Raw genomic sequence first — 22,410 nt, forward strand, 5'->3', positions numbered from 1 at the left:
TTATTCAGCCAGTGGCTGGTCAATCGCTTTAGGCGACGCCGCTGGGTCGGCCGGGAGAGTGAAGGTACGCAAATCGATGGTGGGGGCACTGCTGCCACCGAGGCGGTGGTCGAGGACAAGCACTTTGGCGTGGGTCAGGCCTTGAGTGAGTTGACTCAGGTACTGCTCGAGCAGAAACGCCTGGCCGGCCTTGGCATAACCTTGCTGCTCCGCGCTGAAGCGCAAGTCCGCACTTTGCGCGGTGGCCATGACCTCGCGAGAACTGGCAGCCGCTTGATCGTGAGCGACGCTGGCATGCAACTGCGCCAGATTAGCCTGATCGGCAGCCGCGCCGCGCTCGCGGGAAATCAATGCCTGAGCACTGATCTGGGCGGCCTGGACGGCGTGATAAGCATTGGCGGCGCCGGCGGGCGGGTGAATGGACTCCACGACTGTCGCAAGAATTTCCACGCCGCTGTCGAGCTTTTTCAGATCGCGCTGTACGGCATCGCCGATATCGGCGGACAGATCGGTCCGCTGCTCACCCAGCAACTCGTCGAGCGTCCGGGAAGCGAAGTCATGCACCAGCACCCGGCTGGCGGTGCTGCGAATCAGGCTTGGAATATCGGCACTGTTGTAGGTGGCCGCGAGGGCTGCCTGATCGGTCAGACCGATGCGGTAGACGAAGCGCACGTCCATGTTAACGATCTGAAAGCTCTGCTTGTCCTCGGAGCCGCTGGCGATCACCTGAGATTTGTCGTTAATGTGGGTGGCGTCCCATAAACGATTGGCAATGGTCGGAGGCGGACCTTCGGCTGGATCAAGCGTCTGCGTCGTTGCGCCGCCTTCAGTGCTGGTCGCCAATTCATGAACCACGCCGTTTTCTACTGGCAGCACTGTCCCGAAGGGCCAGGGCAGCCCGGCGTGAAGGCCTGGCCCCATGACTTCCACGGGTTTGCCAAAACGTTCATAGACGCCCCTGCCCTGCATCGGTATCTCGTGCACCCCGCTCAACGCCCAACCCAGCGCGACGATGACGCCAAACACTGGCAAGATGGCCCGGCGCATGTAGGTAAACGCCCAGATCTGCCGCAAGTCGATGCCGAAACGGTTGTGCAGTTCGTCCTGCAGCGCGGTCAGCGGTTGCGGCGGCCAGCGCAGCAACCCTGCCACGAAGCTGTTCGCGACAAACCGCGGTTCCATGCGTTCGTTGCGCGGACTGAAAATCGACAACAGCGCGCGCAGCAACAGTTCGACCGCGACAAGCCCGGGCAGCACGCCGATCAACACCGCCAGGCGAGTCGGCCAGACGCGATCAGCCGAGGCGAAAAACAGGCAAAACGCTGCGATCAGGAGCGTGCCAATGGCCATTCGCGTGATCTGCGCCAGTTGCTCTGCCTCGGGCCAACTGGCCTTGGCCTCGTTGCTGAGCTGACGCTCGATCACCAGAAGCCCGAAGCCGATGAGCAGCAACAGCCCGCCGACCACATTCCCCACCAGGCCGACATTGCTGCCGACCAGCGAGAAATTCCAGACCATCAGGATGCTGATGAGGGCCAGCAACGTCCAACCGGCCAGCCAGAAAACCGGCAAGCCGATCTGCCCGATCATCGAAGTGCCCGATTCGCTGATGCGTCCCAGCAACCGGTCGTACCAACCCGGCTCCGGGCCGTCGGGCAATCCGTCCTGCGGACCCTCCGGCGACTGCTCAGGCGAGATGACTCGGGCGCGCCAGAGGCTGACCACTTCTGCCGACTGCAGCGCAGATGCAAGCACCAGCAGGCTCGCGGCGCTGTTGGTGATGACGGCAGTCCACAGGGAATCGGGGGAAAAAAGATCAACGAACAGCGACACCACAAGGCCCAGGATGCCCATGGCGCCAAGGATCAGCGTCAGACGAGAAAGCCGTTTGCCATGGAAAGCAGCGCGCTGAAATCGCGGCAGGCCAACAGGCGATACGCCCTCGTTATCAAGATCAACCCGCATCGACACTCCAAAAACCGCTTACCGCTGTAGTCATTGCTGTCCTGCCACCCGTGGCTGCATTGATGAAACACGCCGAAACACTTGAATAGGGGCGTTACGATATAACAAAAATCGTGAAATTTTCGTCCTGACTACTCGGGTTCGCTCCCAAATTTCAGCGCCTGACAGCAAGCAGACAGGTGCCCTCCTTCTACAAGACTCAAAGTGCCATCAGTCATGCAGAAATCCTCAGAAATCTGCACTAAGCTGCCAAAAAGTTATCCACAGGGAGCAGACCTGCGATGACCACTGCCTGGCTGCAAAAATGGCTGCATCCGCTGACCAGAATGTTGTTCGACGACGGTGTCCGCGCCGTGCATGTCACGCTCTGCGCGGGGCTGATTTCGGTGGCCGTGGGCGTGCTCGTGGCAGCGTTCGCCTTTCACCTCTGGATCTTCGCGTTGATCCCGATCTGGATCGTCATCCGCCTGATTTTCGGCGCCATTGAAACGCAACTGGTGAGTGAGTTCGGCCAATCTTCCAGGGCAGCTACCTGCGCCCGCGAACTGAGCCGCGTGGTGGCTGAAACGGCTCTGGCACTGCCGTTTTCAGTGGTGCCCAAGATCAGTCTGCTGCTGGTCCTGCTCGTGGCATGGCTGTCGATCCTGAGTGAGTTCGCTGGCTTGCTCGGTCCTCTGATCAAGGCTTCACGGCGCCATGAGGGTCCTCTGCCCGGCAGCGTTCGACTGCTGATATTCGCCGTCTTCGGGACCGCGCTGGCGCTTGGGTATCTGCCCACGGCCGCCATCAATATCGTGCTGGCCATTATGGCGGTGCTGCTGGTGATAACGATCGGCAGACGGATCCGTCATGCGCTGCGTGAAGTCACGCGACCGGCCCCTACTCCATAGATGACGCATCGGCTTGTCGCTGCGCTGTTGAGCGACCTTGCACACACGCTGCTAACAACTTATCCACAGCGTTGATTTTCAGCCACTGAATACCCGACAGTTTGCCGAGCGGAGAATATTATGCTCATAATATTGCCAACTCCGGTCTTCCGGGACTTTTCCGAAGAGCGGTCTACGCTTCCGTCCATTGTCGATTTTCCCTCCAGGAGTGCGCTTCATGAGTAATTACGATGTGGTCATCATTGGCGGCGGCCCAGGCGGCTACAACGCAGCCATTCATGCAGGTCAGAAAGGTCTGAAAGTTGCGTGCGTGGAGGGCAGGGAAACGTTGGGCGGTACCTGTTTGAACGTCGGATGCATCCCTTCCAAGTCGCTGCTTCACGCTTCGGAACTGTATGAAGCAGCCACCGGAGAGGAGTTCAAAAAGCTGGGAATCGAGGTCACGCCCACCCTGAATCTGGGGCAGATGATGGCGCAGAAAGCCGAGAGCGTGACCGGCCTGACCAAGGGCATCGAATTTCTGTTTCGCAAGTACAAAGCCGAGTGGATAAAAGGCTGGGGGCGCCTCGCTGGCCCCGGCAAAGTCATCGTCACCGACGCCAGTGGCAGCGAGACCGAACTCACCGCCAAGGACATCATCATCGCCACCGGCTCTGAGCCGACGCCGCTGCCGGGTGTGACCATCGACAACAAGCGCATCCTCGACTCGACCGGCGCGCTGTCGTTGAGCGAAGTACCGAAGCATCTGGTAGTGATCGGCGCAGGCGTCATCGGCCTGGAACTGGGCTCGGTGTGGCGCAGGCTCGGCGCCAAGGTCACCGTCGTGGAGTTCCTCGACCACGTGGCACATGGATCGGATCTGGAAACCGGCAAAACCCTGCATCGCTCACTGTCGCGTCAGGGCATGAACTTCAAGCTCAGCTCGAAAGTCACTTCCGCCGTTGCCAGCGATGCGGGGGTCAGTCTGACCGTGGAACCTGCAGCCGGCGGCGAAGCAGAAGTCATCGAAGCGGACTACGTGCTGGTCTCCATCGGCCGTCGGCCTGTCACGAAAGGTCTGGGCCTGGAAACAGTCGGCCTGGAAGTCGACAAACGAGGGGTGCTGGCCAACAAAGGTCATCGCACGGCTGTGGACGGCGTTTGGGTGATCGGCGACGTGACGTCCGGGCCGATGCTCGCGCACAAAGCCGAGGACGAAGCGGGCGTGTGCGTCGAACGTATCGTCGGCAAGAAAGGCGAACTCAATTACAACCTCATCCCCAACGTGATTTACACCTGGCCGGAACTGGCGAGCGTGGGCAAGACAGAGGAGCAATTGAAGGAAGAAGGCCGCTCATACAAGGTGGGAAAATTCCCTTTCAGCGCCAACAGCCGGGCGAAGGTCAATCACGAGACCGACGGCTTCGCCAAGGTGCTGGCCGATGAGAAGACCGACGAGATACTCGGTGTTCATCTGGTAGGCCCGAGTGTCAGCGAGATGATCGCCGAGTACTGCGTTGCGATGGAGTTTGCCGCTTCGGCCGAGGACATCGCCCTTACCTGCCACCCTCACCCGACGCGTTCGGAGGCCTTACGTCAGGCAGCGATGGGTGCTGGCGGTCACACGACGCAGGCGTAGTTTCCGATGCCCTGAATGACCTGAGGCGTGAGCGTGCTCACGCCTCAGGAGTAAGGCGCTCAAACCGGCAAATGCCCCAGCGGCAAAGGCCCTTGCGCCTTGAGCGTGCGGATGGCGAAGCTGCTGCGGATATCCCTGACGCTTGGCATTTTCAGTAACGTGTCGCTCAGAAACTGGTCATAGCCACGCAGATCCGGTACGACAACGTGCAGTAAAAAATCCGACTCTCCTGACACCAGATAGGCCGAAATCACCTCAGGCAGTGTCGACACCGCCTGGTGAAATTTCTGCGCTTCGTCTTCGTGATGGCGATCGACCTTCACCCCGACGAACACCGTCAGACCCAGTCCCAACGCCTCGGCATCGAGCGTTGCCTGATAGCCGCGGATCACGCCTGCCTCTTCCAGATTGCGGACCCGGCGCAGACATGGCGATGCCGAAAGTCCGATTTCATCGGCCAATTGAACATTCGTCAAACGACCATCCCGCTGCAGTGCGGTCAGAATGCGCCGATCGTAAGCATCAAGACGCGAGGTCAGTGAAGTTGGCATAAGCATTACCCTTTACAAGCCAAAAGTGGCAGGACATGCCAATAGTTATCGCTTTTGTAGTTGAAGACGCAAGCACCTGCCTCACCCTTCGGCCGTAGAATTTCTTCCATCACTTTCGCTTTGGAGCTGAAACATGGAAGGCATCGCCCTGTTCATTGTTGCCCTGTCGATGGTCTTGCTTTTGCCGGGTCCGGACATGATTCTGCTGTTACAAACCGGTGCCCGGCAGGGTCGAGGCAAGGCGCTGGCGACTGCCGCTGGCCTCGCCATCGCGCGGGCACTTCACGTTGCGCTGGCGGCCTCGGGTCTTGCGACGCTGTTCAAAGTCTCGCCCTGGACGTTCGAAGTGGTGCGCGTCATGGGCGCTGGTTATCTGCTCTGGCTGGGCCTGAAAATGTTCCGCGCCGGTTCAACGGATTTCTCCGCCTCGGGCGTTTCGAGTGAGCTTGGGATTTCATGGGGAACCGCAATTCTGCGCGGCCTGTTGACCAACTTGCTCAATCCGAAAGCGCTGCTGTTCTGCTCCGTGCTGCTGCCGCAATTCATCGATCTGCAGGATGGCTCGGTGATGGGTCAGTTTTTGAAGTTAGGCGTGATTCTGGTGACGCTCGGGCTGGCATTCGACAGCGTTTACGCCATGACGGGCGGTTGGCTGGGTCGCTGGCTGGCTCGCAGTCATGCTGCACAACGCGTCCAGCAATGGCTTTTTGGCAGCCTGCTGATTGGCTTCGCTGTGCGCCTGGCGCTCATCCAGCAGGCATGAACACATAACTCGTAACACTCTGAAGATGCCCAAGTCGCGACCTGAAACGTTTTTTTATCTTTTTTGCGAACAAGATGCCGAGTTTGTTATCTGTTTGTTGGTAATTTGCGTTCGGCAAGGATTGGGAAAGCGCACTTTTTCGTGCAGGAAGGCACAGCATTTCTTCAGAGGCTTCACCTTATGAATCGCAGGAATCTCCTGAAAGCTTCCATGGCGCTGGCAGCCTATAGTGCGCTGCCAGCCTCGGGTCTGTATGCGGCGCGTGCCCTGGCTGCGGCGGCCGATGGCGAGATTGAACATTTCGACTTCAACACTCTGCAACAAACCGCAAAACAGCTGGCCGGCAAGCCTTATGTGAGCACCAAGCAGAACCTGCCACCTACCTTGGCGAACATGACGCCTCAGCAGTTCAATGCGATCAAATACGACGCGGGTCATTCTCTGTGGAATGACGTCAAGGGTCAGCTGGACGTGCACTTTTTCCATGTCGGCGCCGGCTTCAAGACGCCCGTGCGCATGTACAGCGTCGACCCCGCCAGCCAGGAAGCGCGAGAAGTGCATTTCCGACCTGAGCTTTTCAACTACGAAGCCAGTCGTATCGACCAGTCGCAGCTTAAAGGCGATCTGGGTTTCGCTGGGTTCAAACTGTTCAAGGCGCCGGAAATCGCGATCAACGACATTCTGTCGTTCTTGGGCGCCAGCTATTTCCGGGCGATCGACAGCAACAAACAGTACGGTCTTTCGGCTCGCGGGCTGGCGATCGACACCTACGCCCATCGCCCTGAAGAATTCCCCGACTTCACCAAATTCTGGTTCGAGAAGCCGACCAAGGACGCCACTCGCTTCGTGGTCTATGCCCTCCTCGACTCGCCAAGTGCGACAGGCGCGTATCGTTTCGATATCGACTGCCAAGCCGATCGCGTGGTGATGGATATCGACGCGCACATCAATGCGCGCGCCGACATCGAACAACTCGGCATCGCGACCATGACCAGCATGTTCAGCTGCGGCACTCACGAACGCCGCATGTGCGACACCCTTCACCCGGAAATCCATGACTCCGACCGTCTGGCCATGTGGCGCGGCAACGGCGAGTGGATCTGTCGTCCGCTGAATAATCCCGCCAAGCTGCAATTCAACGCATTCGCCGATAAGGACCCCAAAGGCTTCGGCCTGGTCCAGACCGACCACGACTTCAAGACCTACCAGGACACCGTCGACTGGTACCACCGCAGGCCGAGCCTGTGGGTCGAGCCGACCACCGCATGGGGCGAAGGCTCGATCGATCTGCTGGAACTGCCCACCACCGGCGAAACCCTGGATAACATCGTCGCGTTCTGGAACCCGAAGGTGCCAGTCAAAGCCGGGATGTCGATGAATTACGGCTACAAACTGTACTGGAGCCCGTTGCCACCGGTCAGCACGCCGCTGGCTCAAGTGCACGCGACGCGCTCCGGCATGGGTGGTTTCATCGAAGGCTGGGCGCCGGGCGAGCACTATCCGGACGTCTGGGCGCGGCGCTTCGCTGTGGATTTCAACGGCGGCGGGATTGACCGCTTGCCCGAAGGGTCTGGCATCGAGCCTGTGGTCACCGTTTCAAATGGCAAGGTGCAGGACTTCAATGTGCTGGTATTGCCCGACATCAAAGGCTTCCGGGTCACGTTTGATTGGTACCCGACGACCGATTCGGTCGATCCTGTGGAAATGCGGATGTTCATCAAGACCGGTGATCGCACGCTCAGCGAGACCTGGCTGTATCAGTACTTCCCGCCAGCGCCCGACAAGCGTCGCTACACCTAAGCGACGGAGCCGCGAAAGACGTGAAGTCACTCAGAAAAATGGGTGACCTCACGTTTCTATCGCGTTATCAATTGATCATTTTTTGCTCACAGCAGCCATTTGTGTACCAGAAATGAGTCATAGAGGGTCGCTTTCAACGCCCTCCCGGCACTCCCATAAGCCAGCGTCAATTTTCTATCCATCAATTAAATCAATCAGTTATGAACATAGATTTTTTTGAGGGTGAAATCATGTCCGAAACTTTGACTATTTGATTGACAGCCCCCACGTCTGCGGCTGATATATCCCTTGTCTCGCCGTTCGACAGCAGGCCGTTTGGCCTTCTGCTCTCTCTCGACGGCCTATTGATCACGGCAAATTCACATGCGGACCGACGGCCATTGCCGACATCGGCTGGCGGTAGCTTTGCCGTAACGCAGTGCGCGTTCCACGCGAAAAGTCTTGCGATTCACTCTCCGCTCAAACGCTCCCGAGGGGCTGTACCATGATGTCGACTTCCCCCGTTTACGTTGAAAAACCGTCCCTGCTCTCTTTCGACAAATCCACAGCAATCGTCCTGGTGGCGATCAGCCTGATGGTGGTCGAAACCTTTTCCGGCGCTTTGCGTTTCTATCTGGATCAGGCCGGCATCTCGGTGATGCTGTACGGCCCGAAGGTCGCCTGCCTCATTCTGTTTGCACTGGAACTGCGCAACTTCAAGGCAAGCCCGGCGGTATGGTTATGCCTGCTGGGCCTGCTCCTGTCAGCGGCGTGGGCGGGACTCAACGGCGCAGGCGCGGGCAACTTCGCGTTTGCACTGTATGGCATCAGCCCCCTGCTGTTCGGGCTGGCGTGTGGCGACCAGATCATTCGCCACAAGCGCCTGTTCATGTGGGCCATCGCGTTCTGCCTGATGGCTTCGCTGGCGGGTATCGCCCTGGATCGCTATATCAACCTGCCATGGAAGGGTTACAGCTATACCATCGCCGGCACCGAGCTGAGCGCGAACACCGCGTGGGCAGCGGAGGATGCGGACCGCCCGGCCGGCTTTGCGCGAATTTCGAGCGCGCTGGCGATCATCATCTCGATCTTCAGCCTGTACCTGATCGCGACCTTGCGCTCCAGGCTGCTTGGCCTGCTGGTCTGCGCGATCGGGTTGGGGGGCGTGATATTGACCACCAGCAAAGCGCCGGCACTGGGTTTCATCGGCGCTGTGGGTCTGCTGATGATTTGCCGGTTCCGCTGGACCACGCGTGCGGCCATTGTCGTCGCCGTCGTACTGGGGATTTCGCTGCCGTTCCTTGCATTGATGTTCGACTTCGACCCTAACAAGATCTCCGCGACCAGTGCGCTTGCGTCCATTTACGACCGGCTGATCAACACTTGGCCCAATGTGATCAAGGCGCTGATCAGTGAAGACCGTGCGATCACCGGCGCAGGCTTCGGGCTGGTAGGCAGCTCTGTGGCGGCATTCCCGGTCATAGACGCGGACGTCTTCATGATTTCCGACAGTACCGTGGTTTATCTGTGGGCGATCTTCGGCCTGGCGGGGCTGTTTTTATACGCTCTGCACATTCCTCTGTTCTTCATCCTTGCCGACAGCACCACGCGTTATGGCCGCGCCATGCTGGGCACCAGCTTTTGCATTTGCATCGTCAGCTGGACCACCGACACGCTGGAAGTCACCCTGGCCAACCTCTTCCTCGGAATGGCCGTAGGGCATGTGCTGGCTGTGAAGTCGCAAGTGAGAAACGCCCTCCCAAAGCCACTTGAGCTGCCGCGATGGAACCCGCTGCCGGGGCTGAGCTGAACGGGGATTCCACGCATGCGCTTTTCAATCTGCCGCCGTGTCAGCCTGTCCGTGTTGCTGGCGCTGTCATTGGCCGGCACCGCGTTCGCCGAACCGTTCATCGTCGGCGTCGCGACCCATTCGATGAACAATCCACAGCAGCCACTGCGCAGCCTGGAGCTGGCAAAAGCCGCCGGCATCACCTCGGTGCGCGACGATGCCTTCTGGTCGACTTCTGAACCGGAGCGCAATCAACCCCGCATCATCCCGCAATGGCGCGCGTGGCTGGGGACGGCCAAAGGGCTGGATATGAGCCCGGTGATCATCCTGGGCTACGGCACGTCGTTCACCGGCAATGTCAAACCGCGCACGCCTGAAGTCAAAGAGCCCTATCTGAATTATGTGGATTACATCTCTCGTCAGTTAGGCAGCCCGGTGAAGTTCTATGAAGTCTGGAACGAGTGGGACCTGGACAGTCCGACCGACCCTCGCCTGAGCACGGACTACGTGAAGCTGGTCCGCGATGCCACGCCCATCATTCGCAAAAACAATCCACAGGCCAAGGTGCTGGCCGGCGCGGTGACAACAGCAGGCATCAAGGGAGGATTCGTCGACCGCATGGTAGCCGCGGGTGTGTTCAAGGATGCCGACGGGATTTCACTTCACCCTTATGTCCACTGTGAAGGCGCAGACCGCAACACCCCGGAAAGCTGGATTGCGTGGCTGCGCGACGTGGACCGCAGCATCAGCTCCAAAGCCGGCAAGCCAATCGCGCTTTATCTGACCGAGATGAGCTGGCCCAGCCATGATGGAAACTGTGGCATCAGCGTCGTTCGTCAATCGGCGTATCTGGCGCGAGCCTACTTTCTGGTCCGCACCCTGCCCAACGTCAAGGGCATGTGGTGGTACGACCTGATTAACGATGGCGACGCTCGAGACGAACAGGAGCACAACTTCGGACTGCTCAACAGCGACCTGAGCGCAAAATCGGCGTACTCGGTGCTCAAAGCCATCAGCCCCTACGTTCGCGACTTTACGTACGATGCCGCCAGCAGCCTGCAAGAGGATGGCATCTACACACTGGCCTTTACCCATGGCAGCGAACGCATATGGGTGGCCTGGGCGTCCGGCCGGGCAAGAGAAGCACGGATCACCGCCCAAGCAATGAACAACCGCCCCGTCACCGTCCTGGACGCTCAGTCTGCAGACAAAGGCATGACCGAAACCCAGCAACGCTGGTCGTGCAACGCTGATCGATGCGCGGCGTCCGTGACGCTCGATGAGTTTCCCAAGATCATTCGGGCAAGCCCCGGCCCTTGATCCCGCCCTCCCTAAGCCCGCCTGACGTTGTCAGCGCGGGCTTTTTATTGGGTCGCAGGCAAGTGTCAGATAGCTCGAATGAGGACGAGTCATCGTTATCTCTTGCCGCTGCTCCTCGGTGCCCAGTGTGATGGAAGCGGAAATACTTTTGTAAAGGCGTCGAGAAAGCAGGACTCCTATACTGCGGCCAAAAAAAACCCCGCCATCTGGCAGGGTTCTTCTTTGCTTCGTCTGTCCTCGGGGGGAGGTGCATGCACCCGCGTGTCCCGTGGCTAGTGAAAAACTATAGGGATATAGGGATGCCGAGTCAATGCTAACGGCCCATGCCGTCAGAGCCACGCTTTCACCCGCACGGATGGCCACTTATGAGCAATTCGCCCGGTCTGTTGGAGGCAGCGCCGAAGACGCACTGGCGCTATACGCCTGGAATGCCAGGGTTTGCGGAGCACTGCTGATCCCATTACACATCTGTGAGGTGGCTATTCGCAATGCCGTCGCTGACGCGCTGGCGTCAACGCACGGGCCACAATGGCCCTGGAATGCAGGCTTCGAACGAAGTCTCCCCAAACAAAATGGACCGGGCTACAACGCGTTAGGCGACTTGCAGCGTGTCAGAAACAAGTCATCAGCCACAGGCCAAGTTATCGCTGAACTGAAATTCGTCTTCTGGGAAAAGATGTTCACCAGCAGACACGATGATCGCATCTGGAGACATTGTCTCGCCAAAGTACTTCCGAACCTTGACCCGACGATGTCCAACGCCGCACAACGAAAGAGAGTTTTTGATGACCTGAATCAGGTGAGATTGCTCAGAAATCGGATTGCGCATCATGAACCCATCTTCAGCCGTGATCTGCAAAGCGACTTCAACGTCATCTATCATCTCGTCGTGGCCCGGTGTGACGTGTCAGCTCAATGGCTGTTGGATCAGCAACAGGTTCTGGAAGTCATCGCAACAAAACCCATTTAAGGCATCAGTGACGGAATACCGTTGCTTCCCCCCAATGCGTCGGTCAGCAGGACTTACGCAACCACCCCTGCCTGCACATGAACGCCCAGCATCTCTCGGGCGATTCGGTCGGCGTCGATGAAGGCTCGGGAGTAACTGCCAGCAGAAGGCACATAGTGGTTGTAATACGTGGCGCCCTCTACGACCGGTCCGGTTATCCACAGATTCGGTAGCGCCCTGCCGTGGCTGTCGACGTGAATACCGTTTCCGGAATCGTCGAGGCTGTGGATAATTCCATTCTCACGCAATTGCCTGATGACCGCCGGCTGAGTATCAGCACTCGAGTTGCTACTCACATGAGCCTTGATGACCTGTGTCAGCTTCACTCTCTCGCCCGAGCCGAGCTCTATCAGTGTCACGCCAGCCGCTTCATTGTGGATAACTTGAGCGCAGTGTACCCACTCGATTAAGCCAGCGTTGGACAATGCCAATAGCTCCTGATGGCGTTCCTTTTGCGGCCCAGCGACCATGCGGTTGACCAATGGGGCATATTCCGAGAAGAAGATGCGATGGGACTCAGGCTTCAGTCCGCCGTTATCCACAACTCGACGGATCTGCTCCCGGCAGCTTCTCCACACTTCTGCAGCTGCCTTTACAGGGCTGTGGTCAAGATCAGCGATACTCTCAGCGATGTCGCGCTCTATGAAGCCACGCATCCATGCGCCGTAGTTTTCCACCGGCGCGCGCTGAAAGTTGGGGTTATACACAGCCTCGTCCAGGCTCGGAACGGAAAACCGTGCGGCCAACTCGCGCGCTCGCTTATCCAGGTCTCCCAACAGAAAGGCATGAGCGATTTCTGATTTGATTCGCTGGGGCGACTCGCCTTTGAGCGACGCGAACATGCCGAAATATTCGGCGAGCATTTCTGCTTTGATCAGCGGTAGCACCTGCGCCTCGAAATCGAGGCCTTCTGGATGATCAGCCCGAAGTGCGGCCACCGCCGACAGGGTAAAAATCAAAGCGGGAGGATTCACTCGATGAGCAGCTACATCAGGGCGCGTGCGATAGGGAAGACCCGTCCGCGAGTACAGAAACAGCCGCGGCTCATGCCCGCTGGGCAAGTACTCAAGCCCCTGAGGCCCGTGCACGAAGCGACCTCCCCGCCCCACCGTCAACTCCGCAACCGCGTCCATCGCCGATAAACCCAAGCCCTGAATAGCAATCGCGTCTGTGGATGAAATATTGCCCAGAGCGTGTAGCTGTGGATAACCAAGAGCTGTCACATCCGAGTCAGAGCTGTTTTCCACATTCGGAGCCGGCTGCGAGTGCCCAACGGTGACAAGCAGCCAGTCGACTGGATGCTTTCCCCCACTCTCTGTGGATAGTATGAACTCGCCCAAATCGGTGTGTTCCACGTTATCCACAACGCAGGCGTGATGCCTGACTATCACGTTGTCGGGCAGGTCTCGAATAACCTGCGCATACGTCCAGCTCAGGTACTCGCCGAGCCACCGGCGGGGCAGAAACTCGTTTGGCCTGACGCTGCGCTCCGCGGACTTGTAACGCAGGCACCACTCATAGAAATTGGGTCCGCGTCGGCCGGTCAAGCCCGCCAGGGCGGCTGGGTCGGGGAACATGGAGATCTGCGACGCGACGGTGTTGAGCATCAGATAGTCGGGTTGATCGACCGAATGCAGCCCAGGTCCCGGCGTTTGAGGATCGAACACGCTGATTTCGATCTGACGCCCGATATCACCAGCCAGCGCACACAGCCGCTCGAGAACGGTGAGACCCCGAGAGCCGCAACCAACGATACCCACTCTGATCGATGGCGTGCTCGGCCCGCCGGTTGTGGATAACTTCTCTATGGGCAGTGCCGGGCTCAGTTCCATCTCAGTGTCTCTCCAAAGAACGAATCGATGGCGACTGCGCGCGATTCAGCCAGCGCCGTGTCGACGATGAATTTACTCAGCGCAAGGTCCAGCACACCCAGGCCGAAGGGCGAGAAGATGGATGGCCTGGCCGGATCCAGTTCGACTTCCCCGCGGATCAGTCCGGCCAAGGTGCCGTTCATGAACGAACGGTTGCCGGTGAGCTGTTCAGCCAGATGAGGCGATGTGTTGGCCTTCATGCAGTGCTCAACGTCATCGCAGAGGTTGTTGGCTTCGAACAGCAGCTCTGGCGCGATGTCGCGAAGCGAGATGTTCAACACCACCTGACCCGGCCTGAAGGCCATTGGCGCACGGACATAAGGCTCACCTGCTGTCGTCGCGAAAATGACAAGGTCCGCCGCCAGCGCTTGCTCAAGCGAGCCGATGCGGGCTGTGCATAAGTCACTCTGCTCAATGAAGCCTGTGAGCGCATTCGCCGATGCCGCGTCGAAGTCATGCACGACTGCGTCGGTGAATTCCCAGCCCTCCACACAGAGCATTCGAGCGATGTTGCGCGCAATCACTCCGGCGCCGGCGAATCCTACAGATCGCGCCTTGCTTGACTGACCGTTGAGCCAGTACGCGCCTGACACGGCCGACGCTGCGGTTCTGACTGCGCTGATCTGCGCACCTTCCAGGCAGGCGTAGGGATAACCGGTTTGGCGATCATTGAGAATGACTACAGCCGAAGCACGTGGCTGCTGATGCGCCACATTGCCTGGGAAGCTGGAGATCCATTTGATGCCAGCGACTGCGTCGTCTCCGTCGAGCGCCGCAGGTAGCGCGATGATCCGGTTGGCGGGCTGCTGTGGAAAACGCAAGAAGTAACTGTCGGGATTGAGGGTTTGCCCATCATGATGCTGCAGATAGACGTGTTCGATTCGCGCAACCATGCTGTCAGCATGGCGCTCCAGAATCTCTTTGATCACAGCGCCGGGAATGACGTGGAAGTCAGGCATTGACGGCTTCCCCTTCGAAGGTGTGGACGTAGTTCCTCAGGTAGCGGCTGATGGGTTGGCTGCCCAACGCGGCGAGTTCGGCGCGCCCGAACTTCTGCATGACCCACTCATCGTTGTAGATGGTTTCCAGGTACCGCTCGCCCGCATCCGGAGAGATCGCTACCACCACCGCATCCTTCGGAATGCCCAGCGAGGGTGCCGCCAGCCCCGCGACCACCGTCCCGGTGGAGCCGCCTGCCAGCACGCCATTGGACTTCGCCAGCCAGCGACACATGGCGACGGTGGCCCGCTCATCGACCACTTGCTGTTTGTGCAAATGGTTGGCGCGGAAGATCGGCGGCATCTGGCTGGAACCCAGCCCGGGGATGAAGCGGCTGCCCGGCGCCTGGCCAAACGTCACGGACCCCACGCTGTCGACCGCGATGATTTTGGTGCGAGGCGAATGCTTGCGAAAGTACTGCACACAGCCCATCAGCGTACCTGTCGTGCCCGCGCCCACCACGAGATAATCCAGCGCCGGAAAGGCGATGTGAATCGAACGCGCCGTGGTGTGTTCATGTGTGCGCGCATTGGCAGGATTGCTGTACTGATTGAGCCACAGGTAACGCGGATCGCGGGCGACTGCATCACGGATATAGCGGATCCGGGTGCCCAGATACCCGTCGTTGTCATCGCGCTCAGTGACGATCACGATCTGTGCACCGAAAGCCTCCATCATCTTGATGTTGTGCAGGTTGGTGTTGGGATCGACCACGCAGCAGAACTTGTAGCCGCGCTCCGCGCAGATCATTGCCAGCGCCACGCCGAGGTTGCCCGACGATGACTCGATCAGGATGGTGTCCTTGTGGATAAGTCGGCGTTCGGCGTAGGAATCGATCAAGCCGATCGCAGTCTTCATCTTGATCGAGCCCGCCGGATTGCATGATTCGAGCTTCAAATGCAGGTTCTCGAATCCCAGCCCCTTGAGCCGGACGAAGTTCGAGTCGCCTACGATGTGGGAGATGAAGTTCATGGCCGTGCCTCCACGCGTGCAGACATCGATAACGCCGGATGCGCCACGACAGGCGCGAGCTGCCGAGGCTGAGTGGCGAGCAAAGCGTCGGTCAGGTGCTGCGCACGCAGGGCCACCATGGAAAACGACTGGGCATCGCTGATGCCGTGAGTCTTTTCCGACGTTCCATTGGCCAGGATCTGTAGGCCTTCACTGTTCTGCAAGCCCACGCGATAGTGCCGGTCCACCGCCAGGCTGCCGTCTTCATCGCGCAACAGCCAAGGCTGCAGCAACGTCAGCAAAGGTGGCACCGCGAGCTGTTCGTAACCCGTGCCCAGTACGATTCCGTCGACATAAAGCGTGGTTTCAAGGCCTGTGTTGCTGTCGCGCAGCACCACCGAGTATGCGTCACCGACCTTCTCCACGCTCTGCACGCTGGACCATGTATGCAGGTTGAGCCGCTGGTGCCCACTCACCTCACCTTCGTACATGAACGAGTACAGCGCCTGACTCTCATCGGCGTCGATGCCTGCGTAGTTGGTCGAACGAATTGCCTCGAAGACCTTGTTGCGGCTCGCCGGCTGCAGTTGATGGAAATAGTCCACCTGCTCCGGGAGGAAGGCCATGTTGGGGAACTGTCCCAATTGACCGACGCGGAAACCGACTCCGCGATGAACCGAATGCACTTGCGTCGTCGGCGCGGCGCCAAGCAGGTGCGCGACGGCCTCGCCGGCGCTTTGGCCAGAACCCAGCACCAGCCAGCGCTGCGCGATAGGACCGCCGCCAAGGTGGATGTTTTTCAGGTACTGGGAGGTGTGGAAAACTCGCCCGCCAAGGTGGGGCGCGAACGCTTCAGGAATTCTTGGCAGGCTGCCATGGGACAGCACCAGACGCCGCGTGCGATAAGTCCCTTGCGAGGTAACGACATCGACTGCGCGCAAGGTCCCTTTTTCCGCTACCGGCAGAACCTCAAGGACGCCCTCGTCGTAGGAGACATATTCCTTGAGCTGTCCCGCCACCCAGGAAATGTAATCCGACCACTCCACGCGACTGGCTGGCCGCCCCAACAGACCGAATTTGTACAGCCGGCCTTTCTCCTTCAAGTACATCGCGAAGGAGAAACGGCTGCGAGGATTGCGAGGCGTGACCAGATCACGAAACACGTGATGGTTGATGTCGGTCCCTGCCAGAAGAAACGCGCCATGCCACGTGGAATCCCGACCCTTCTCGAAAAAACGCACGCGCTGGAACGGCTTCTTGCCGTTGTCCTCCGCCTCGTCTTCCAGCGCACACGCCAGTGCGATACCGGCGGGGCCGAAGCCGACCGAGATGACGTCCAGCTCCTGGCGCAAACCCTCGATTTCAAACTGATTCATGGTGGTCCTTCCTGAAAGTACAAAGACGTGGCGAGCCCTGAAGTGGCCCGTTTCAACACAGCAGACGTCGTTCATGGACGTGCTGGTCGACATAGACCCACAACGAAACCCGGGCATGATCGTTTTCCCCGTTGCTGAAACTGACGGGGCCGGCAGGTGTGGAAAACTGATTGAAACGCAGGGCGTGGAGCAGCCCGCGACGCTGGCCGGCGGCACCCTCCACAAGGGCAAAGGCCGCAAGGGTTTCGATGGCGTAAACCGGCGCGGGCTCACCATAGAGGCGTTGGTAGGCCAGCTCAGCTGATTGCGCTTCGGGCAAATCGCTGGCGACCGGAAAGCTGATGACATACACCGTGCCGGTCTGCTCAAGTCCATTTACGAGTGCGGGCGAGGCCGCGTCATCAGTGAAGATCATCGGTAATCCACAACCGGCGGCGCGGTATTCCACAAGGAACTGTCGGCTGGCCTTGAGTCGCCCGCAGAACACCACGGCGTCAGCACGCTCCAGCGCCCCTGCGAGCTGCACTGTGGATAACTTTATGGCCTGTTGTATTTCGTGCATCTGCTGCTGGCCATGCAGGCTGGCGTCTGCAAACAACGCCAGCCGCATGAAGCCTTGCTGCTGGGCGAAGCTCAATAAACGCTCCGCCAACAACCTGTCCGATGCGCAGACGCGAAACGTTGTACTGCCTTCCTGCGTCAATGCTGCACAGGTGGAAGCGGGCAGAATCAGCGGAATACCTGCCTGTGCATAACTTTCGACGACAGCGGCAGCAGAGTCGGAAGCGAAGTGACCGATGACGGCGTCCACTTGGGCATCGATGAAATGCCTGGCCGCAGCCCGGCCACCCTCCGCGCTCGCGCCGTCGTCGAAATAGAAATGCCGCGCGCGGCGGACATTGCCGAACAAGTGGCTTGAGAGGTAAACCCCGCGCAGGAAGCTGCGTGCATGCAGGGTCGTGCCGACGTCTAGCGCTGCGCAAATGCCTATTCGCATCATGACAACGCCACCTCAGCGAACCGTGATGGGCAAAACGCTTCCATGATCGACCGATGGTGGGCGTCCATTGGCAAACCTGCCATCAGTCCGCCGAGTTCGAATGCAAGCAGCTCGGCCACGCTGGGCGCCATCTTGAAGCCAATGCCACAGAACCCTGTCGCCAGAAAGATGTGGCTTCTGGCGCTGGATCGGCCAATCAGCGGCCGGCCGTCATCGGTGTAGGCGTCCCAGGCAATCTGCGTCACCACCGGGAGACTGTGGTGTTTGTCGTAACCAAGCCGGGCGACGCGATCCATCACGTCTTGCTCGTTATCCAGCGGCGCCAGGTTGAGCTGATCAGCGTGGGCAGCCCGCTGACGGCGCTGACCTCCCACCTGAACCAGATTGCGCCCGAGCGGCAGCAGGTAGGTGTTCAGATTGTGCGCAATGATCGGCATGCTCGGCGCCTGGTCACAGCCGAACCGCGTGAAAGGAATCGTGCGTGCATGCACCGCATTACGCGGCCGGGTAAGCGGTCCGCTTGCGCCGCAGGCATCGACCACCCACGTCGCTTCCAGGCACAGCTTGCCTGCATGGACCTGCACATGACCGTCCAGCTCGACACACCGATCGACCGCCAGATGATCGAGATAAGTGGCCTTCTCGCTGACGTACCGGGAGAGATTCGACACAGCGGCGCGTGCATCGACGGTCCCGCCGCTGCGTTCGATGAGCAGGCATTCGCCGGGGCAGTACGCTGAATAACGTCCGTTATCCAGCGCATCCACTGACGCGTGCAGCTCAATGTTTTCCGGGCCTTCGTTGCCGAATGCTTCCAGATATTTGCCGCAGACCTCGGCGCTGGCGATGTAGGCAACGCCACTGCGGCTGAGCGCCTGCTCGAACATCGCGTGAACGATGCCGGTGCTGCCATGATGCGCGCCGCGACGGGTCAGAGGACGCAGCGCAGGGTCCAGCTCCAGCCCCCGGACAATGCCGCCGGTGTCACGCGTTGCGCCTTGGCCTGCGGCAATTCCTTTCTCCATCAGGGCGACATCGAGCCCGTTCTCAACCAGTGCAGCGGCAATCGAAGCTCCCATGACACCGGCGCCGATCACGATCACATCGAACGAAGTTTTCATCACCGTGCGCCTCCCGATCAGATTTCGTACTCGACGGCACTGACGTAAACCAGTTGGTGAAACACTTCATTCTCAGTGAAGCGGCAATAACGCAGGATCTGCCGGGCCAGGTCCGGGAACACCGGAGCCCCGATGGCACCGATCAATGCCATGAACGGCAGGATCCGCTTGCCCAGCAACTGACGGTCGCGCGCGGCGTTGATCACGTCCGACAACAGCACCGCCAGCCCCTTCATGCTGAAGTGATCCACAGAGGTCACTTCAAACCAGCGCGCCACGAGGATCTTGATCGCGGCCGCATCCGCCGAGCTCACTTTCAGGCTGTCGCCGTCCACGCGTTCCCGTTCGGCCTGCGCCGCGAGCTTGACCAGCACCTCGTTGAAGGTCTGTTCACGCCAGGCAGCGAATTTCTCGACGTCGAAATCGTCGGTGTCCTGCTCCGGTGCGATCAGCGCCAGATAAAAACGCGCACTGTCTGTACAGGCTTGCGCAACAAGATCCCGCGCCCAGATGGCGTAATTTCGGCTGGTGGACAGGTTCTTGCCGTTCAGTGTCAGAAACTGGTTGGTGTAGAAGGTCTGGCGCATGCGGTAGCCGTGCATGGTCTGCAGCAGCGACGGATACACCATCATGTGACTGAACGCGCAGTCGTATCCCAAGAAGTGCACCAGCCGACCTTTGCCGGATCGGCAGTATTCGTCGTACTCCCAAGGCGCGTGCTTGTACTCGTTCAGGTATTCACGGAACGCCGCCAGGTAGCCCGACAGCCCCATGACCCAGGTGTGGATGCGCCGGCTGCCATCGGGCTTGAGGTCCAGACCGCCGTCGTGAGGGCGGGTGATGCCCCAGTCAACGGGCCCGATTTCGAACTCTTCATTGAGGAAGCGGCGGATGAAAGGCCGCAGCGGCGCGTGTTCGAATGTGTTTTTCAGATGACTGCGGAAATTCGACAGCGCCAGAAACTCTCGCTCTACAGGGCGCCAGATCATCTGCGCGCTGCACAGCTTGCAGCGGAACTGGGACATCTTCGAGGCATTGGGCGTGTGCGCGCATTCTTCGCACTGGCTGGCGTCGGAGTCGGAACCGCAGTGATCGCAGTTGCCGCGCCCGAACGCTTCGTAACCCCATTTATCGCAATGCTCGCAGTAGGGTTCCTGGCTGACTTTCTTGTAGATCGCCCCGGCCTTCACCGCGAATTCGTACATCTCTTCCACGGCTTTCTTGAAGTAGTTGTTGCGGTACGGCCGCATCCAGAAATCGACCTGGATACCCATCTTCATCAACGTATCGTTGATCTTGTCGGTGTTCTCCAGCGCCAGCTCTTGCGGCGGGCGATCCAGTTCAATGCCGCGGCGAAGCATGTAGGACTGATAGTCGTCGGAATAGGAGACCAGCGTGCAGTCGTGGCCACGCTGGCGCTGTGCGCGGGTGTAGATGTCAGCGGCCAGGAATGGACCGGCCATATGACCGATGTGCAGGTCGCCGTTTGGCGTCGGCGGCGTGATAGTGACGAGCAACTTACCCATTACGAAGCCCTCTGATCGGACACGTCGTGAATCGTCGCCTTCTGCAACGCAAACTCATTCAGGGCGACAGCTTGCTGGGCGTCTTCGTCCAGAAAGCGGTTGGCGGAATCCCGGTCCCACCACACCACGTAAAAATGAAAGTCCTCGTCGGTATCGTTGAACACATAGTGATCAGTGTGCTTGGGAATAGCGGCGATATCGCCCATGGTGAACGGGTAAGTCTGATCCCCCACCACCAACTTGGCCGTCCCTTTGATACCAATGAAAAATTCCTGATCAATCTGGGTATGCGACAGCGATTTGGTGTGTGGCCGGACTACACACCAACCGCCGCCAATCGGCGTTGGATAGCCATCCCACGGCAAGAGCCTGGAACCGTCCAGATCATATTCATGAACCAGTTTGTCCCAGGCCATGGGGCGAAATATTTGGAATTCTGTCATGAGGTTCTCCTTCAGCCCGGAGCATCCCTGCTCGTTGTTTATCGGCGTCAGCGAATACCGATCGACGCCTACCGGTTGAGGGATAAACTGAAGAAAATCGCACAGGCGAGCAAACTAGAAATACGCAATCGACGGTTAAGTCTGACTTAACCGAACTTTGCTTAATCGGGAGAGTTATCAATCGTTTAAGTGATTTTATGGATGATTGTGCTGCGCCACCGGACACTGAAGTACGACTTAACTGCTGTGATAAACAGTGAATAAACAGCAGACAGAACGAGTATTCGGGATTTCATCGTCCAGCTGTAAGTGTGCTGGCGATGGCGTCTGGTCAGACGCAACCTAGCCGTTTGATTAATCGCGACTACGTGCAAATCCAGTGTGTATGCAGATCAGCGCGTGGTGAATTCCCGCTGGCTGGCGAGGGCCTGAGACACCAGCCAGTCGCGAAATTGGCGGCTCGATTTGGGGAGAATGGCGGTCTCGTCGTAAACCAGGTAGTAGGCGATCGGCGTATCGATAGTGGCGCGAAACGGCACGACCAAACGCCCAGACGCGAGTTCTTCGCGGATCAGCGAACGGCGCACCAGCGCGATGCCCATCCCCGCCAGAGCGGCCTCGATCACGCCATTGGAGTCGACGAAGACCGACCCTCGATGCACCGCGGCTTCAGCATCTTCGATACCCACTGCACGCAGCCACAACGCCCAGTCTTCACGGTGCTCATCGTGCAGCAGGTTGTAACTCTTCAGGTCGATGGGCGATGACAGATATCGAGAATCCGGCAGCAGGCTCGGGCTGCATACCGGTTGCAACCGGTCATTGATGAGCATTTCCACCTCAAGCCCCGGATAGCGGCCCAAGCCGTGCCGTACGGCAAAATCGACGCCGTCGCCCAGCAGGTCCACGAGCCGATTGGTCGTGCTGATGAGCACTTCGATGCCTGGGCATATGGCCTGGAAGTCCGGCAAACGCGGCAGCAACCACTGCATCGCAAATCCGCTGGTGCAACTGACGGTGATGGTATTCGGCCCGTTGTCGTTCATCAGTCGCTGGGTGGCATCGGAAATCTGCCCCAGCGCAGGCCGAATCGCCCGTAGGTAAATCTTGCCCTCAGGCGTGAGTTCCAGGCGCTTGGTGTTGCGTATGAACAGCGTGACACCGACGGCTTTTTCCAGTTTGGCGATTTGCTGGCTGATCGCCGCCGGCGTGACGAAAAGCTCCCCCGCCGCGCCTTTCATGCTGGCATGACGCCCCGTCGCTTCAAAACACAACAGCGCGTAAAGGGGCGGGAATTTCATGCCTGTCCTCAGTTAAGAAAATCTAATGTGCGTTAGAAAAGCTCGCTTGAGCACGGCTTCAGACACTGCTCAAATCATCACACCCCGCCTCGACAAGCGTCAATCGACAACTTTGCGGCGAGGGTCAACGATGTGATT

At 59.0% G+C, this 22,410-nt stretch carries 18 protein-coding genes; 7 read left to right on the forward strand and 11 right to left on the reverse strand.

Annotation, left to right across the window (positions count from 1 at the left end):
* Positions 1-1,965: a protease modulator HflK gene (locus AAGQ88_RS26615; RefSeq protein WP_342654061.1), complete on the reverse strand. Its 1,965-nt coding sequence runs from the start codon at positions 1,963-1,965 to the stop codon at positions 1-3.
* Between the two features lie 281 nt (positions 1,966-2,246).
* On the opposite strand from AAGQ88_RS26615, the gene AAGQ88_RS26620 reads away from it, so the two are divergent.
* Positions 2,247-2,855, forward strand: coding sequence for a CDP-alcohol phosphatidyltransferase family protein (locus AAGQ88_RS26620; protein ID WP_342654062.1), 609 nt, complete (start codon positions 2,247-2,249; stop codon positions 2,853-2,855).
* Positions 2,856-3,072: 217 nt separating this feature from the next.
* Positions 3,073-4,473, forward strand: a complete 1,401-nt coding sequence (lpdA, locus tag AAGQ88_RS26625) for a dihydrolipoyl dehydrogenase (protein ID WP_342654063.1) — start codon at positions 3,073-3,075, stop codon at positions 4,471-4,473.
* Between the two features lie 59 nt (positions 4,474-4,532).
* Here the strand turns inward: lpdA and AAGQ88_RS26630 are convergent, their stop codons facing one another.
* Complete coding sequence (locus AAGQ88_RS26630; RefSeq protein ID WP_093466456.1) at positions 4,533-5,024, reverse strand: Lrp/AsnC family transcriptional regulator; 492 nt, start codon at positions 5,022-5,024, stop codon at positions 4,533-4,535.
* Between the two features lie 133 nt (positions 5,025-5,157).
* Here AAGQ88_RS26630 and AAGQ88_RS26635 point away from each other — a divergent pair, with 133 nt between their 5' ends.
* The 5 genes from AAGQ88_RS26635 to AAGQ88_RS26655 all read left to right on the forward strand — a co-directional run bounded on the left by AAGQ88_RS26635 (position 5,158) and on the right by AAGQ88_RS26655 (position 11,645).
* Positions 5,158-5,787 carry a LysE family translocator gene (locus tag AAGQ88_RS26635; RefSeq protein ID WP_342654064.1) on the forward strand — a complete coding sequence of 210 codons (630 nt, stop codon included), beginning with the start codon at positions 5,158-5,160 and terminating at the stop codon, positions 5,785-5,787.
* A 180-nt stretch (positions 5,788-5,967) separates the two neighbouring features.
* A complete protein-coding gene (locus AAGQ88_RS26640) occupies positions 5,968-7,587 on the forward strand; it encodes a glucan biosynthesis protein D (RefSeq protein WP_342654065.1) in 1,620 nt (539 codons plus the stop codon).
* Positions 7,588-8,071: 484 nt separating this feature from the next.
* A complete protein-coding gene (locus AAGQ88_RS26645; RefSeq protein ID WP_342654066.1) occupies positions 8,072-9,376 on the forward strand; it encodes a hypothetical protein in 1,305 nt (434 codons plus the stop codon).
* A gap of 15 nt (positions 9,377-9,391) precedes the next feature.
* Positions 9,392-10,675: a hypothetical protein gene (locus AAGQ88_RS26650; RefSeq protein ID WP_342654067.1), complete on the forward strand. Its 1,284-nt coding sequence runs from the start codon at positions 9,392-9,394 to the stop codon at positions 10,673-10,675.
* Positions 10,676-10,985: 310 nt separating this feature from the next.
* Positions 10,986-11,645 carry a hypothetical protein gene (locus tag AAGQ88_RS26655; RefSeq protein WP_285422845.1) on the forward strand — a complete coding sequence of 220 codons (660 nt, stop codon included), beginning with the start codon at positions 10,986-10,988 and terminating at the stop codon, positions 11,643-11,645.
* Between the two features lie 53 nt (positions 11,646-11,698).
* On the opposite strand, the gene AAGQ88_RS26660 is transcribed toward AAGQ88_RS26655, so the two are convergent.
* The 9 genes from AAGQ88_RS26660 to gcvA all read right to left on the reverse strand — a co-directional run bounded on the left by AAGQ88_RS26660 (position 11,699) and on the right by gcvA (position 22,272).
* Positions 11,699-13,516, reverse strand: coding sequence for an FAD/NAD(P)-binding protein (locus AAGQ88_RS26660; protein WP_342654068.1), 1,818 nt, complete (start codon positions 13,514-13,516; stop codon positions 11,699-11,701).
* Positions 13,507-14,514, reverse strand: a complete 1,008-nt coding sequence (gene sbnB, locus AAGQ88_RS26665; protein ID WP_342654069.1) for a 2,3-diaminopropionate biosynthesis protein SbnB — start codon at positions 14,512-14,514, stop codon at positions 13,507-13,509. Before sbnB ends, AAGQ88_RS26660 begins: the two co-directional genes overlap by 10 nt.
* The gene (sbnA, locus tag AAGQ88_RS26670) at positions 14,507-15,526 is read right to left on the reverse strand and encodes a 2,3-diaminopropionate biosynthesis protein SbnA (protein WP_306470198.1); all 1,020 of its coding nucleotides are present in this window, start codon (positions 15,524-15,526) and stop codon (positions 14,507-14,509) included. Before sbnA ends, sbnB begins: the two co-directional genes overlap by 8 nt.
* The gene (locus AAGQ88_RS26675) at positions 15,523-16,881 is read right to left on the reverse strand and encodes a SidA/IucD/PvdA family monooxygenase (RefSeq protein ID WP_342654070.1); all 1,359 of its coding nucleotides are present in this window, start codon (positions 16,879-16,881) and stop codon (positions 15,523-15,525) included. Before AAGQ88_RS26675 ends, sbnA begins: the two co-directional genes overlap by 4 nt.
* A gap of 52 nt (positions 16,882-16,933) precedes the next feature.
* Positions 16,934-17,881, reverse strand: a complete 948-nt coding sequence (locus tag AAGQ88_RS26680) for an ABC transporter substrate-binding protein (protein WP_342654071.1) — start codon at positions 17,879-17,881, stop codon at positions 16,934-16,936.
* Positions 17,878-19,002, reverse strand: coding sequence for an FAD-dependent oxidoreductase (locus AAGQ88_RS26685; RefSeq protein ID WP_285422841.1), 1,125 nt, complete (start codon positions 19,000-19,002; stop codon positions 17,878-17,880). Before AAGQ88_RS26685 ends, AAGQ88_RS26680 begins: the two co-directional genes overlap by 4 nt.
* A gap of 17 nt (positions 19,003-19,019) precedes the next feature.
* On the reverse strand, positions 19,020-20,528 hold the full coding sequence (locus tag AAGQ88_RS26690; protein ID WP_342654072.1) for a methionine--tRNA ligase: 1,509 nt from the start codon (positions 20,526-20,528) through the stop codon (positions 19,020-19,022).
* Entirely contained in the window at positions 20,528-20,971 is a 444-nt protein-coding gene (locus tag AAGQ88_RS26695) for a cupin domain-containing protein (protein ID WP_342654073.1), read from the reverse strand. Before AAGQ88_RS26695 ends, AAGQ88_RS26690 begins: the two co-directional genes overlap by 1 nt.
* Before the next feature lie 392 nt (positions 20,972-21,363).
* Positions 21,364-22,272 (reverse strand): transcriptional regulator GcvA, encoded by a 909-nt coding sequence (gene gcvA / locus AAGQ88_RS26700; protein WP_342654074.1) that lies wholly within the window; start codon positions 22,270-22,272, stop codon positions 21,364-21,366.
* Between the last annotated feature and the right edge of the window lie 138 nt (positions 22,273-22,410).

The organism is Pseudomonas sp. F3-2, assembly GCF_038804275.1.
Lineage (GTDB): Bacteria > Pseudomonadota > Gammaproteobacteria > Pseudomonadales > Pseudomonadaceae > Aquipseudomonas.

Bases quoted from the DNA above. Each gene is read 5' to 3' on its own strand.
- AAGQ88_RS26680 (WP_342654071.1), bottom strand. From the start codon at position 17,881: ATGATGCGAATAGGCATTTGCGCAGCGCTAGACGTCGGCACGACCCTG.
- AAGQ88_RS26685 (WP_285422841.1), bottom strand. From the start codon at position 19,002: ATGAAAACTTCGTTCGATGTGATCGTGATCGGCGCCGGTGTCATGGGA.
- AAGQ88_RS26690 (WP_342654072.1), bottom strand. From the start codon at position 20,528: ATGGGTAAGTTGCTCGTCACTATCACGCCGCCGACGCCAAACGGCGAC.
- AAGQ88_RS26635 (WP_342654064.1), top strand. From the start codon at position 5,158: ATGGAAGGCATCGCCCTGTTCATTGTTGCCCTGTCGATGGTCTTGCTT.
- sbnA (WP_306470198.1), bottom strand. From the start codon at position 15,526: ATGAACTTCATCTCCCACATCGTAGGCGACTCGAACTTCGTCCGGCTC.
- sbnB (WP_342654069.1), bottom strand. From the start codon at position 14,514: ATGCCTGACTTCCACGTCATTCCCGGCGCTGTGATCAAAGAGATTCTG.
- AAGQ88_RS26675 (WP_342654070.1), bottom strand. From the start codon at position 16,881: ATGAATCAGTTTGAAATCGAGGGTTTGCGCCAGGAGCTGGACGTCATC.
- AAGQ88_RS26650 (WP_342654067.1), top strand. From the start codon at position 9,392: ATGCGCTTTTCAATCTGCCGCCGTGTCAGCCTGTCCGTGTTGCTGGCG.
- AAGQ88_RS26620 (WP_342654062.1), top strand. From the start codon at position 2,247: ATGACCACTGCCTGGCTGCAAAAATGGCTGCATCCGCTGACCAGAATG.
- AAGQ88_RS26615 (WP_342654061.1), bottom strand. From the start codon at position 1,965: ATGCGGGTTGATCTTGATAACGAGGGCGTATCGCCTGTTGGCCTGCCG.
- AAGQ88_RS26630 (WP_093466456.1), bottom strand. From the start codon at position 5,024: ATGCCAACTTCACTGACCTCGCGTCTTGATGCTTACGATCGGCGCATT.
- AAGQ88_RS26655 (WP_285422845.1), top strand. From the start codon at position 10,986: ATGCTAACGGCCCATGCCGTCAGAGCCACGCTTTCACCCGCACGGATG.
- lpdA (WP_342654063.1), top strand. From the start codon at position 3,073: ATGAGTAATTACGATGTGGTCATCATTGGCGGCGGCCCAGGCGGCTAC.
- AAGQ88_RS26640 (WP_342654065.1), top strand. From the start codon at position 5,968: ATGAATCGCAGGAATCTCCTGAAAGCTTCCATGGCGCTGGCAGCCTAT.
- AAGQ88_RS26645 (WP_342654066.1), top strand. From the start codon at position 8,072: ATGATGTCGACTTCCCCCGTTTACGTTGAAAAACCGTCCCTGCTCTCT.
- AAGQ88_RS26695 (WP_342654073.1), bottom strand. From the start codon at position 20,971: ATGACAGAATTCCAAATATTTCGCCCCATGGCCTGGGACAAACTGGTT.
- AAGQ88_RS26660 (WP_342654068.1), bottom strand. From the start codon at position 13,516: ATGGAACTGAGCCCGGCACTGCCCATAGAGAAGTTATCCACAACCGGC.
- gcvA (WP_342654074.1), bottom strand. From the start codon at position 22,272: ATGAAATTCCCGCCCCTTTACGCGCTGTTGTGTTTTGAAGCGACGGGG.